Origin of the sequence: Lentzea sp. CC55, from assembly GCF_021056325.1 — a bacterium.
Taxonomy (GTDB): domain Bacteria; phylum Actinomycetota; class Actinomycetes; order Mycobacteriales; family Pseudonocardiaceae; genus Lentzea; species Lentzea jiangxiensis.
In genome coordinates, this window is sequence record NZ_JAJCXE010000013.1 from 245,197 (window position 1) to 258,451 (window position 13,255).

Sequence of the window (13,255 nt, forward strand, 5' to 3'; positions counted from 1 at the left end):
CCGCGGTTCCACCCCATCTCACGAGGAGCGGAAGATGCGAGTTCTCGCGATGACGCTTGCCCTGGTGGCCTCGGTCGTGGCCGCCCCGACCGCGTTAGCCGCGCCGCCGGACTACGGGCTCCCCGGCTCGTACCCGGTGGCGTACAGCGATGTCACCGCCGTGGCGGGCGGCCGGTCCGTGCCCGCCCGCGTCCACTACCCCGCCACCGCGGCCGGCGCGAACCAGCCGGTCGCGGCGGGACGGTTCCCCGCGATCGCGTTCGGCCACGGCTTCTTCCAGGCCACCTCCAAGTACACGAGCACCGGCAACCACCTCGCGTCGTGGGGCTTCGTCGTGGTGGTACCGACCACCCAGGGCGGGTTGAGCCCGAGCCACAGCGCGTTCGCCGACGACCTCAACACCGGCCTGACCTGGCTCGTCGCCCAGGACACCACCAGCGGGTCGCGGTTCCGCGACCACATCAGCACAGCGGCGCTGGGCGTGTCCGGTCACTCGATGGGCGGTGGGGCCGCCGTCCTCGCGGCCGCCCGCAACCCGAAGGTCAGGGCCGTCTCCACCTACGCCGCCGCCGAGACGACCCCGTCGGCCAAGGCCGCCGCGGCGACCCTGGCGGCACCGGCCCAGTTCCTCGCGGGGTCGCAGGACACCATCACGCCGGTCGCGGACCACCAGCGGCCGATGTTCGCCGCCAAGCCGCCGTCGAGGCAGCTGCGCACCATCACCGGCGGCTCCCACTGCGGGTTCATGGACTCCTCCGGCCTGTTCTGCGACAACGGTTCCATCACCCGCGCCGCCCAGCTCACCGCCGCGAAGCGGGTCATGACGTCGTGGTTCCGCCACTACCTCGCCCAGGACCCCTCGGCGCGCGACTTCGTGTGGGGCCAGCCCGCCCGCACCGACGCCGCCGTCGTCTTCGAGGGCACCGAGTAGCACCGTCCACACCACCCGGTGGTGAGCGGTGCCGTGACGTACGCCGCTCACCACTGGTCGTGCAACCGCCGTGAACACCGGGCACCCTGGACGGGTCAACACCTGTCGAGTCCGGTGGAGGGAACGGTCGGTGACGAGCTCTGACGACATCGGGCACAGACAGGACGAGCCCGAACCCGCCGGCGTGTTCGCCGGAAGCGGGGAGATCGGCCGCGACCTGGCCGCGGTGGACTGGGCCTCGACGCCCGTCGGACCGCCGGACGAGTGGCCGCAGAGCCTGCGGACGGCCGTGAGCATCCTGCTGTCGTCCCGGTTCTCCATGTGGATGGCGTGGGGACCGGAGCTGACGTTCTTCTGCAACAACGCCTACCGGCTCAACACGCTCGGCCGCAAGTACCCGTGGGCGCTCGGCAGGCCGGCGGCGGAGGTGTGGGCGGAGATCTGGGACGACATCGGTCCGAGGGTGGACAGCGTGCTCACCACCGGCAGGGCCACCTGGGACGAGGCGCTGCTGCTGTTCCTGGAGCGGTCCGGCTACCCGGAGGAGTCGTACCACACCTTCTCCTACAGCCCGCTGCGCGACGACAGCGGCGCGGTGGCGGGGATGTTGTGCGTCGTCAGCGAGGAGACCGACCGCGTCATCGGCGAGCGCCGGATGGCGACCCTGCGTGACCTCGGCTCCAACCCCAGCGTCGCCCGCGACGAGCGGGAGGTGCTGGCGTCCGCCTGCGACCAGCTCGACCGCAACCGGTACGACCTGCCGTTCACCCTGACCTACCTCTTCGACGACGGCCACGCGCGGCTGGCCGGGTCCACCGGGGTCGAGCCGGAGCACCCCGCGGCGCCCGCCGTCATCCGCGACGGGGAACCGGTGTGGCCGGTGGACGCCGCCCGGCGCGGCGAGTCCACCGTGGTCGAGCTGGGCGCGGCGGCCGATCTCCCCACCGGGCCGTGGCCGAGGCCGCCCGCCCAGGCGCTGGTCGCCCCGCTGCAGCGTCCCGGCGGCACACCGCACGGGTTCCTGGTGGCGGGCCTGAACCGGCACCGCCCGCTCGACGACGGCTACCGCGGCTTCGTGGAGCTGGTCGCGGGCCACCTCGCCGCCGGTGTCGCGGGCGCGAGGGACTTCCGCGCCCAGCAACGCCGTGCCGAGGAGCTCGCCGAGCTCGACCGCGCGAAGACCGCGTTCTTCTCCAACATCAGCCACGAGTTCCGCACGCCCCTGACGCTCATCATGGGCCCGGTGCAGGAACTGCGCGACCGGCTGTCCCCGCAGGACCCGCAGGCGGCCGGCGAGCTGGAGGTCATCCACCGCAACGGGTTGCGGCTCGGCAAGCTGGTCAACACCCTGCTCGACTTCTCCCGCCTCGAGGCGGGCCGCATGCAGGCGAGCTTCCAGCCGGTCGACCTCCCGGCGGTGACCGCCGAGCTGGCGAGCGTCTTCCGCTCGGCGGTCGAGAAGGCGGGGCTGGCGTTCGAGATCGACTGCGCTCCCCTGCCCTCACCGGTGCACGTCGACCTCGCCCTGTGGGAGAAGGTCGTCCTCAACCTGCTGAGCAACGCGCTCAAGTTCACCGTGGACGGTGCCGTCGGCGTCTCCGTGCGGGCCGGCGCGGGCGGGGCGGTCGTGACGGTCAGCGACACCGGGGTCGGGGTGCCCCAGCACGAGATGCCCCGGCTGTTCGAGCGCTTCCACCGCATCGAGCACACCTGGTCGCGGTCCAAGGAGGGCAGCGGCATCGGTCTCGCGCTCGTGCAGGAGCTCGTCGGCCTGCACGGCGGCACCATCCGCGCCGAGAGCACGGAGGGTGTGGGCACCCGCTTCACGATCGAGCTGCCGTTCGGCACGGACCACCTGCCCGCGGACGCGATCTCCCGGGAGCCGGCGCCGCCGGCGGTCACCGACATCGCGGCCCCGTACGTGCAGGAGGCCCTGCGCTGGCTGCCCGATCCCGGCCAGGCCCCCGACGAGCTGCCGCGCAGCACCTCCGCGGGCGGCGCGCCGGAGGTGCTCGCCACGGTCCTGGTCGCCGACGACAACGCGGACATGCGGGAGTACCTGACCCGGCTGCTGCTGAGGGCGGGTTACGAGGTGCGCACCGTCAACGACGGTGTCGCGGCGCTGGAGGCCGTGCGCGCCCAGCCGCCGGACCTCGTCGTCAGCGACGTGATGATGCCGCGCATGGACGGCCTGTCGCTGGTCTCCGCCCTGCGCGCCGATCCGCGCACCATGGCCGTGCCGGTGCTGCTGCTGTCGGCGCGCGCCGGGCAGGAGGCGTCCGGCGAGGGACTGCGGGCCGGCGCGGACGACTACCTGGTCAAGCCGTTCGCCGCGGCCGACCTGCTGGCCCGCGTGCGGGCGAACGTGGACCTGGCCCGGCTGCGCGGGCGGCACGCCCGCTGGCGCGACGCCCTGATCGACTCGTTGCAGGAGGCCTTCTTCGTCTGCGACGACGAGGGCACCGTGGTCGAGATCAACTCCGCGTTCACCGAGATCCTCGGCTACGGGCCGGAAGGCCTGCCCTATCCCGTGCCGCACCCGTGGTGGCCCGACGCGGAGACCGAACCAGAAGAGTGCAAGCAGTTCACCGACGCCTTCGAGGCGCGGTCCGGACATGACCACCACGGCCTCACGGTCCCGGTCACCCACCGGGACGGCCGGCGGCTGTGGATCAACGCCATGATGAACCCCGCCCGCGACCCGGACAGCGGCCGGACGATGACGGTGGGGACGTTCCGCGACGTCACCGCCGAGCACCACGCCCGCCGGCGCGAGATCGCGCTCGCCGAGATGAACATGAGGCTGTCCCGCGCGACCAGCGCCGCCGACGCCCTCACCGCCGCGCTGGAGCACATGGAGAGGCTCTGGCGGGCCGAGCACGTGCTGGCCGTCGTCTTCGACCGGCACTCCGCACCCCAGGTCAGCGGTGCCACCTCCCGCCTGGCCTGGGAGGAGCTGCCGGAGGACCGGCGTGCGGCGCTCACCGCGCTGAGCCGCAACGGCGCGCTGATCCCCGTGTTGCTGGAGGACGGAGCCATCGCCGTCACGGTCGAGCACCCCGACGGCCCGATGGTGCTCTGGCTGCGCCTCGACGCGCGGCACCACTTCACCGAGCAGGACGAGCTGCTGCTGGCGTTGCTCGCCGGTCACCTCACCCAGGGGCTGGCCCGCGCGCGGCAGATCGACCAGCAGCGGGAGACTGCCCTGGCGCTGCAGCGGGCGATCCTCGGCCCCTCGCGCCTGCCGGGAGGGTTCGCCGTGCGCTACGAGCCGGCCGCGCGCCTGGAGGTCGGCGGCGACTGGTACGACACGTTCCCGCTGCGCGACGGCAGGATCGGCATCGTCGTCGGCGACTGCGTGGGCCGCGGCCTGTCCGCCGCGGCGGTGATGGGCCAGCTGCGCAGCGCCTGCCGCGCCCTGCTGCTGCAGGAGAGCGGTCCCGCCCGCGCGCTCACGGCGCTCGACCAGTTCGCCGCCGGTGTTCCCGGTGCGCTGTGCACCACGGTGTTCTGCGGCGTCCTCGACCCCGCCACCGGCCGCCTCGTGTACTCGAGCGCCGGGCACCCGCCCGCGATCCTGGCGCTGGCCGACGGCACCACGCAGCTGCTGGAGGAGGGCCGGTCGATCCCGCTCGCGGTCAAGCTGGGCTTGCCGCGCACGGAGGCGCAGTGCGTCCTGCCGCCGCGCTCCACCCTTCTCACCTACACCGACGGCCTGGTGGAACGCCGCACGAGCTCGTTGACCGAGGGCATCGAGAAGGCCGCCCACGCCGTGCAGAAGGGTCGCGCGAACGGGCTGGAGGACCTCGCCGGGCAGATCATGGCGGACCTCGCTCCGGAAGGCGGCTACGACGACGACGTGGCCCTGCTGCTGTACCGGCACCCCGCGCCCCTGGAGGTGGTCTTCCCCGCCGAGGCCGGCGAGCTCCACGGCGCGCGGAACACGCTGCGCGCCTGGCTGGACCAGTGCGGCTTCTCCGCCTCGCTCACCCAGCGGGTGCTGCTCGCCGTCGGCGAGGCGTCCACGAACGCCATCGAGCACGCCTACCGGGGCGTGGTGCGCCAGGGTGTCCGGCTGCGGATCGAGACCGCGGGCGACCGCGAGTTGCTCGTGACGGTCGCGGACACCGGCACCTGGAAGACTCCGAGCGCCGAACCGGCTGAGCGACGCGGCCGCGGGACAGCGATCATGGAGAAGATGATGGACGAAGTCGCCATCCTCCCCGACCCCACCGGTACCACTGTGACGATGCAGGTGATGATTCCGCATGACGACGCCGTTGACGCTGACCAGATCCGAGGACTCGCAGGGCAGGTCCCTCATCACGGCGAAGGGTGAGATCGACCTGAGCAACACCGGAGCGTTCGCGAGCGCCCTCGCGGACGTCGAGGGACCGCTCGTGGTCGACCTCACCGGCGTGACCTACGTCGACAGCGCCGGGATGAGCGTGCTGTTCGCCGAGGCCGAGCGGCTGGAGATCATCGTCACCCCGCTGCTCGGCCCCCTGCTGGAGATCTCGGGCATCACCTCCATGGCCACGATCAAGGGCCTGGAGTAGCCAGTTCGGCGAGAGCCGTGGCGGTGTGCGCGACGATCCGCTCCTGAGCCTCGGCGCGTGAGGTCGTGGGCACGCCATCGCCCGGCTGGTCGCCGTAGTCGCCGAAGAAGGCGTGCACGGCACCAGGAACCAGTTCGTACCTCGTGTCCGCCGGCAACAGCTCCCGCGACTCGGCGACGTCCTGCGGGGTCGTGAACCCGTCCCGGTCGCCGTGGATCGACCACGCCCTGAGCCCGGTGCGGCCGGAGAGGTCGTCGACCGGGTAGGACGCCCAGAGCACGAGTCCGCGCACCGAGCCGTCGGCGGCGACGTCCCGTCCGGCGGCGACGCCTCCCAGCGAGTGCCCGCCGACCGCCCAGACCGGCACCTCGGGGTGCTCGGCGCGCAGGGAGGCCGTGTCACCGCCCAGCAGGGCGAAGTTCAGCGGCTCCTTCACCACCACCACGAGGAACCCTCGTGCCGCCACGCGCCGGAGCAGCGGAACGTAGGCGCGGTGGTCCACCCGGGCTCCGGGGTGGAACACGAGCCCGGCGCGCGCCGGCCCGTCCGGGCGCAACACCGTCGCGTTGTCGGTGTCGCCCGTGGCCGCGAACGGCTGGAGGTACACCAACGGTGCGACGAGGACGACGGTGAGCACGACCGCCAGCCACGACGGTGTGCGCTTCCACAGCACGACGGCTGTGCCCACGACGGCGACCACGCCGAGCAGCACCGGCTGTGCGGGATGTCCCGCGGTGAGCGGGCCCCACCCGGCGACGAGCAGGACGAGCGGCACGCCGAGGCACGCGGCGGCCGCCGTCCGGCGCGGCCAGGTCACCTCCGGACCAGGGCGGTGAGCCGGATGCCCGCCCAGATCAGCAGGGCGAGCACCGCCACCAGCAGGTACTCGATCGCCGGGATGCGCACCACCTCGTCGATCTTGCCGAAGCCGCGCCACGAGTAGACCGCGAGGGCCGCGACGACGAACGTGCCGCCGATCCACCACCGAGCCGTCGTGCTGAGTCCCACGCCGTGCATCTGGGTGAGCACGAAGATCGCCACGAACCCGAACAGGAACATCGGCCAGATGCCGTTCGGGCCGGAGTTCATCACCGCGACAAGCGTGCCGTGCAGGGCGACCATCAGTTCCAGCGTCATCGTCCACCAGCGGTTCGTGTGCGCACGGGTGAACATCAGGCTGCTCTGCACCAGCAACAGGAACATGTAGAAGAACCCGATGAGGTGTCCGCTGGACGACTCCATGGGGTGGTACCAGAACGTGTAGATCGCGGCCCAGCTGAACAGGTAGCCGTGGTAGCGGCGCGCGAACGAGACCACCTGCGCGGAGATCGGCGCGGACCAGGTGAGGACGAGCCCGCGGCGGCGGTTCTCCATCAGCAGGACCCACACGAGCAGCAGGACGACCGAACCCTGCGAGCTGAAGATCGAGACGTCCTGCGCGAGGCCGTCGTAGAACAGCTGCGTCTGCAGGGCGTGCAGGGCGATGAACCCGCCGTTCGCCGCGAGGGCGATGTAGTTGATGCGGTGCAACCCCGTCGTGTACCGGCGGATCCGCGTCTGGGCGTAGTAGATCAGGCCCCAGGACACCAGTTGGTGCGCCGCGTAGCCCACCCAGGCGGACGCCCTGGTCCAGGAGGTCGGATCGGGCAGCTTCCAGTAGTACCAGGACGCGCCCTGGTCGGGCAGCAGGGTGATGCCGTGCAACCGCTGTCCGAGCAGCCACACCAAGCCGGTGAGCAGCGCGCTCGCCACCACACCCCACACCAGCACGTCGCGGCCGGCCCGCGTTTCGTTCAGCACGCTGAGCATTATGCAGACGTTCAGCACGCTGAACAAACCCTTCCCCGCCGTGCTACGTTCAGCGCACTGAGCAAATCAGGAGGACCCCAGGTGGCCCGATACACGTTGCGCGTCAACGGTGAACGACGCGAGGTCGACGTCGACGGCGACACTCCCCTGCTGTGGGTGTTGCGCGACGAGCTGGGACTGACGGGCGTCAAGTACGGGTGCGGTGTCGGCCTGTGCGGTGCCTGCACGTCCCATGTGGACGGTGAGGCGGCGCGGCCGTGCGTGAAGACGACGGCCGAGAGCGTGCGCACGAGGATCACCACCGTCGAGGGGTTGTCGCGCGACGGCGACCACCCGGTGCAGCGGGCGTGGCGGGAGCTCGACGTGGCGCAGTGCGGCTACTGCCAGCCCGGCCAGGTGATGGCCGCGGCGGCGCTGCTCGCCCGCGACCCCGACCCCGACGACGCCGCGATCGAGGAGGCGTTGCGCGACAACGTCTGCCGCTGCGGCACCTACCCGCGCATCCGCGACGCCGTGCGCCGCGCGAGCCGGATCATGAGGGAGCAACGGTGATCAGCAGGCGGACCTTGTTGCGCGGCGCGGGAGTCGGCGCGCTGGTCGTGGCGGTGCCGATCCCCGCGCTCGCCGCCTCCGGCGGGCTGGTGCCGAACGTGTTCGTGCGACTGGACGACTCGGGCCGGATCACCGCGACCGTGCCCCGCCCGGACACCGGTCAGGGCGTGCGCACCGTGGTGGCCCTGATGGTCGCCGAGGAACTGGCGGTCGGCGTCCGCGACGTCGCACTGGAGCAGGCCACCGGCGACACGGAGCGGTACGGCTCGCAGGCGGTGGCGAACTCGACGTCCGTGCGGCAGCTCGCCACGCCGATCCGCACCGCCGCGGCGACCGCGCGCTGCCTGCTCGTCACGGCCGCCGCGCAGCGCTGGGGCGTGCCGGTGGCCGAGTGCACCGCTCGCGACGGCGCCGTGCGCCACCCACGCCGGGGCAGGCTCGCCTACCGGGCGCTCGTCCCCGCGGCGGCCGCGCTCGACCCCGCCACCGTGCCCGTCGAGCTCACGCCGCCGGAGAGGTGGCGGCTGCTGGGCAAGACCCGGGACGGGCGGGTGGACGCCCGCGACATCGTCACCGGCCGCACCCGGTACGGCATCGACTCCCGCCCCGCCGGCTCCCTGGTCGCGGTCGTGGCCCGTCCGCCGTGGATCGGCGCGACGCCGCAGTCCGTGGACGACACCGCGGCCCGCGGCCTGCCGGGAGTGGTCGACGTCCTGGCTCTCACGGCGCCCGCCGACGGTCAGGGCGGCGTCGCGGTGATCGCGAGGTCGACCCACCAGGCGTTGCGGGGCAGGGACGCCCTGAAGATCACGTGGGGTGGCGGCACCCCCACCGCGGACAGCCGCACGTGGCTCGCGGACCTGCGGGCGGCGTTGCCCGCGCAAAGCCCGGTCACCGGCTTCGAGCGCGTGTACGAGATGCCGTTGCTCGCACACGCGCCGATGGAGCCGATGAACGCCACGGCGCACGTCCGCCCGGATGGCGTGACCATCTGGGCGCCGACGCAGGACCCCGGCGGTCTCCGCACCCAGCTCGCCCGCCAGCTCGGTCTGCCCGCCACGGCCGTACGGGTGGAGACGACGACCTCAGGCGGTGCGTTCGGCCGGCGCATCGAGCCGGACCCGGTGCTGGAGGCCGTGGCCTGCTCGCGTCGCGTCGGCGCTCCCGTGCAGGTGTTGTGGACGCGTGCCGACGACATGCGGCACGACTCGTACCGGCCAATGTCGGTGCACCGCCTGTCGGCCGAGATCGGCGCGGGCGGCGTGCCCGTGCGGCGCGCGCACGAGGTCGCGACGTGGGGCCTGACCGTGCTGCCGTTCTTCAGCAACCCGGCGCTGGTCAAGGCCAGCGGCGACCACTTCCCGTACGGCGTGCCCGGTGACGTCACCGTCACCGTCCGGCCGGCGCCGCTGCGCACCGGGTTCTGGCGGGCCGTCTACGCGGGCCAGTTCGTCTACGCCGAGGAGAACTTCCTCAGCGAGATCGGCGCCCGGTCCGGCCTCGACCAGGTGGCGCTGCGCCGCTCGCTGCTCCCGGCGGACTCGCGCCTGCACCGCCTGCTGGACACCGCGGCCGAACGTGCCCGCTGGACGAGGCCTCCCGCACCAGGCACCCACCGCAGCGTCGCCTGCCTGGAGGAGTACGGCTCGGCGATCGCGGTGATCGCGGTGGCGGACCCGTCCGCGCGCCGGGTGCTGCGCGTGCACGCGGCCGTCGACGTCGGCGTGGCGCTGCACCCGTCCGGTGTCCGCGCGCAGGTCGAGGGCTGCGTGGTCGACGCTCTGTCCACTGTGCTCGGTGCGCAGATCACCGTCCGGGACGGACACGTCGCGCAGTCGTCGTTCGGTGACTACGCGTGGGCGCGAATCGGGCAAACACCCGAGATCGACGTGACCATCGTGCAGTCGAACGCCCCGCTCGGCGGTCTCGGCGAACTCGCCTACCCCCCGGCCGCCGCCGCCATCGCCGCGGCACTGGCGGGCGGAGGACCGGTGACCGGCATGCCGTTCGGGACCGACGTGGGGTGATCGGGCGGGTCTGGGATGATGGGGCCGTGGCCGAGGGAGACGAACTGGCGGTGGCGCACCGCCCGGACCAGGTGGGCGCGGACGTCGCCTCCTGGCCGACCGGCAGGCTCCTGTCGGTCGCGGCCCGCGTCGTCGAGAAGCGCTTCGAGGACTTCCTGGCGGGTCGCGGCCTCACCCACGCGGGCATGATCACCCTGCACCACCTGGCAGACGGCCCGCGTTCGCAACGCGAGCTGGCCCTGCTCTGCAGGGTCACCGACCAGACCATGAGCCGCACGATCGAGCACCTCGACCGCGGCGGTCACGTGGTGCGCAGCCAGGACCAGAAGGACCGCAGGCGGACGTCGGTGAAGATCACGCCGGCGGGCCGCCGCGCCCTGGCCGCCGCCCGCCGCGAGGAGCGCGAGTCGGACACGTTGCTCGGCGCGGTGGACGACTACGAGCACTTCCGGCGGCAGCTGATCGCGCTGATCGCGGCGGCGACGTCCACAGAGGACTGAGGGCGGGGCTCGCACCCGGCGGTCGCGCAGAGCCGGGCTCGGCCGGAGGCGGCTCGGCCGCAGGCACGCCCGGCCGCAGGCACGCCCGGCCACAGGCACGCCCCGCCGCAGACGGCTCGGCCACAAGCACGCTCGGCCACAAGCACCCCCCGCCGCAGGCGGGCTCGGCCGCAAGCACGCCCGCTCACAGGCACGCCCGCCGCAGACGGGCTCGGTCACAGGCACGCCCCGCCGCAGACGGCTCGGCCGCAGGTCGTCCAGCCGCAGATCGCCCGTGCCACCCGCGAAGGCGGCGGCGAACCGCGACCCGTCCCCTGCCGCACTCCCGCACAACCGGACTTTCAGCCCCCGCAGGACTCCCGCACCACCAACGTCGTCGGCAGCACGAGGGGCCCCTCCTTCTCCGCTCCCGTGATCATCGCCATGATCGCCTTGGCCGCCGCCACCCCGAACCCCGGCTTGTCCTGCGACACCGTCGTCAACGCCGGCTCCACCACCGACGCGACCTCGATGTCGTCGAACCCCACCAGCGCCAGGTCGCGCGGCACCCTCAGCCCGGCGGCACGGGCGGCGAGCAGCGCTCCCACCGCCATCTCGTCGCTCGCCGCGAACACCGCGGTGGGCGGCTCGTCCAACGCCAGGAGTCGTTGCATCGCGGCGGTTCCGCTGGCCCGGTAGAAGTCCCCGGACACGACGTAGTCGTCGCGCGACGCCACCCCCGCCTCCCGCAAAGCCCTGCGGTAGCCCGAAACACGAGCCCGTGAGGGCTGGTTCCCCACAGGCCCGGTGATCGTGGCGATCCGCGAGTGCCCCAGCGACAGCAGGTGCCGGACCGCCGACCAGGCGCCGCCCTCGTTGTCCGACGTCACGTACGTCGCCCGAGGCCCTTCGACCGCGACGTCCAGCGCCACGCACGGAACACCGGACTGGGCGAACGCCTCGAAGGCCTCGGCGTCCGAGCCGCTGTCGATCAGCACCAGCCCGCCGAGGTGGTGGCGCCGCGTCATGTTCACGTAACCGACGGGGTCGGCCAGGGAGGCGCCGACCTCGCGGGCGTCGCCGCTCGTCGCGAGCATCAGCAGGTGGTAGCCGTGCGCGCTCAGCGCGGACTTCAGGCCGATCAGGAGGTCCTGCAGGTACGGGTGCCGCCAGCCGGGCCTGCGGTGGTCGGTGTCCCAGACGAGGCCGATCATCGTCGACTGCTTGGTCGACAACGCGCGGGCGGACTCGTTGGGCCGGTAGTCCAGCTCTTTCGCGACCCGCAGCACTCGTTCACGCGTTTCCTCGTTGACCGTTCCCGGCTGGTTGAAGACGCGCGACACCGTCGCCACGGACACGCCGCAGAGCTGGGCGATCTCACGCCCGGTCGCCATCGGGCCTCCGTTTCACCGTAAGCGGTTACAGAGACCCTACGAGCAGCACTTCCGCTCGTCAAACCGCTGCGCCGCGAGTGTTGTTTATGAATCTGTTACTTGACTCATGGCGCGTAACCCCGTTGTCATAGTCGCCACACATCTTCGGCCGGCGATTTCCGATCCACGCCGGTTCACCTGTTCGAAAAGAACCACCTCCCCAGCTTCAACGCGCCCAAAAATCGACGGAGGCCTGGAACATGCGCCCCAAATCCCTCGCCCTCGGCTGCGCCGTGATGGCGACCGCCCTGGTGCTCAGCGGGTGTGGCAGCGGCACCGCGTCCGGTGGCAAGACCAAGCTCACGATCGGCCTGTTCGGCAACTTCGGGTACGCCGAGCTGCTGAAGGAGTACCAGGCCGCGCACCCCGACATCGAGATCAGCGACCGGACCGCGTCCTACTCGGACCACCACAAGAACCTCGCCGCGCACCTCGCGACCAGCAGCGGCACGGCGGACATCGAGGCGGTCGACACCGGCTACGTCAACCAGTTCAAGGCGACGCCGGACAAGTTCGTGGACCTCAACACCAAGGGCGGTGACCAGCTCAAGGACCGCTGGCTGCCGTGGAAGTGGGAGGGATCGCTGAGCAAGGACGGCAAGCAGATCGGCTACGGCACCGACATCGGCGGCCTCGCCATCTGCTACCGCCGCGACCTGCTGCAGAACGCCGGGCTGCCCGCCGACCGCGACCAGGTCGCCGCGCTGTGGCCGACCTGGCAGGACTTCATGGCCGCGGGCAAGAAGTTCCAGGAGAAGGCGCCGGAGGGCGTCAAGTGGTTCGACGGCGGCCCGACCGTCCTCAACGCGATCGTCGGCCAGGCGTCCGTCGGCTACTACGACAAGACCGACAAGATCGTCGTGGGCGACAACAAGGAGATCAAGGACGCCTGGAACCTCGTCGTCGACGGGGTGAACTCGGGGCTGTCCGCGAAGCTGCTGTTCTCGACGCCCGTGTGGAACACCGGCTTCAAGCAGGGCCAGTTCGCGACCGTGACGTGCCCCGCGTGGCAGATGGCGAAGATCAAGGACCAGGCCGGTCCCGAGGCCGCGGGCAAGTGGGACGTCACCGCGGTTCCCGGTGGCGGCGGCAACTGGGGCGGCTCCTACCTGACCGTGCCCAAGTCGGGCAAGAACATCGACAAGGCCGTGGAGCTGGCCGCGTGGCTGACCGCGCCCGAGCAGCAGGCCAAGGTCTTCAAGAGCGCCGGGCTGCTGCCGTCGACCCCGAAGCTGTACGAGGACCCGTCGATCGTCGACTACAAGAACCCGTACTTCAACGACGCCCCCATCGGCAAGTTGTTCACCGACGCGGCGAAGAAGCTGAACCCGCAGTACCAGGGCCCGAAGGCCGGCGACATCCAGACCGCCATCGGCAACGCGATGCAGCGCGTTGAGCAGGGCAAGCAGAACGGCGAGGACTCGTGGCGCCAGTTCGTCGGCGACGTGCAGAAGTGATCCGCTGA

The 13,255-nt window shown here is 72.1% G+C and carries 10 protein-coding genes; 7 read left to right on the top strand and 3 right to left on the bottom strand.

The genetic code is table 11. The annotated features are described in order from the left end of the window. The first annotated feature begins 34 nt into the window (after positions 1 to 34). The 3 genes from L6E10_RS09160 to L6E10_RS09170 all read left to right on the top strand — a co-directional run bounded on the left by L6E10_RS09160 (position 35) and on the right by L6E10_RS09170 (position 5,490). Entirely contained in the window at positions 35 to 931 is an 897-nt protein-coding gene (locus L6E10_RS09160; RefSeq protein ID WP_236218707.1) for a dienelactone hydrolase family protein, read from the top strand. Between the two features lie 130 nt (positions 932 to 1,061). Next, positions 1,062 to 5,270 (top strand): SpoIIE family protein phosphatase, encoded by a 4,209-nt coding sequence (locus L6E10_RS09165; RefSeq protein WP_236218709.1) that lies wholly within the window; start codon positions 1,062 to 1,064, stop codon positions 5,268 to 5,270. Next, the gene (locus L6E10_RS09170) at positions 5,200 to 5,490 is read left to right on the top strand and encodes an STAS domain-containing protein (protein WP_236218712.1); all 291 of its coding nucleotides are present in this window, start codon (positions 5,200 to 5,202) and stop codon (positions 5,488 to 5,490) included. Before L6E10_RS09165 ends, L6E10_RS09170 begins: the two co-directional genes overlap by 71 nt. Here L6E10_RS09170 and L6E10_RS09175 read toward each other — a convergent pair. Next, positions 5,474 to 6,307 carry an alpha/beta hydrolase gene (locus tag L6E10_RS09175; protein WP_236218714.1) on the bottom strand — a complete coding sequence of 278 codons (834 nt, stop codon included), beginning with the start codon at positions 6,305 to 6,307 and terminating at the stop codon, positions 5,474 to 5,476. The two genes, L6E10_RS09170 and L6E10_RS09175, sit on opposite strands and share 17 nt — an antisense overlap. Further along, on the bottom strand, positions 6,304 to 7,290 hold the full coding sequence (locus L6E10_RS09180; protein WP_236218716.1) for a hypothetical protein: 987 nt from the start codon (positions 7,288 to 7,290) through the stop codon (positions 6,304 to 6,306). Before L6E10_RS09180 ends, L6E10_RS09175 begins: the two co-directional genes overlap by 4 nt. A gap of 90 nt (positions 7,291 to 7,380) precedes the next feature. Here L6E10_RS09180 and L6E10_RS09185 point away from each other — a divergent pair, with 90 nt between their 5' ends. From L6E10_RS09185 to L6E10_RS09195, 3 genes are read left to right on the top strand one after another with little or no spacing between them, the layout of a single operon-like run. Then, positions 7,381 to 7,851: a (2Fe-2S)-binding protein gene (locus L6E10_RS09185; protein WP_236218718.1), complete on the top strand. Its 471-nt coding sequence runs from the start codon at positions 7,381 to 7,383 to the stop codon at positions 7,849 to 7,851. After that, a complete protein-coding gene (locus tag L6E10_RS09190) occupies positions 7,848 to 9,878 on the top strand; it encodes a molybdopterin cofactor-binding domain-containing protein (RefSeq protein WP_236218720.1) in 2,031 nt (676 codons plus the stop codon). Before L6E10_RS09185 ends, L6E10_RS09190 begins: the two co-directional genes overlap by 4 nt. Positions 9,879 to 9,904: 26 nt before the next feature. Next, positions 9,905 to 10,378 (top strand): MarR family winged helix-turn-helix transcriptional regulator, encoded by a 474-nt coding sequence (locus L6E10_RS09195; RefSeq protein ID WP_236218722.1) that lies wholly within the window; start codon positions 9,905 to 9,907, stop codon positions 10,376 to 10,378. Positions 10,379 to 10,719: 341 nt separating this feature from the next. On the opposite strand, the gene L6E10_RS09200 is transcribed toward L6E10_RS09195, so the two are convergent. Then, a complete protein-coding gene (locus L6E10_RS09200; RefSeq protein ID WP_236218724.1) occupies positions 10,720 to 11,751 on the bottom strand; it encodes a LacI family DNA-binding transcriptional regulator in 1,032 nt (343 codons plus the stop codon). A gap of 239 nt (positions 11,752 to 11,990) precedes the next feature. Between L6E10_RS09200 and L6E10_RS09205 the strand changes: the two genes are divergently transcribed. Further along, entirely contained in the window at positions 11,991 to 13,247 is a 1,257-nt protein-coding gene (locus tag L6E10_RS09205; RefSeq protein ID WP_236218726.1) for an extracellular solute-binding protein, read from the top strand. Positions 13,248 to 13,255 lie beyond the last annotated feature (8 nt).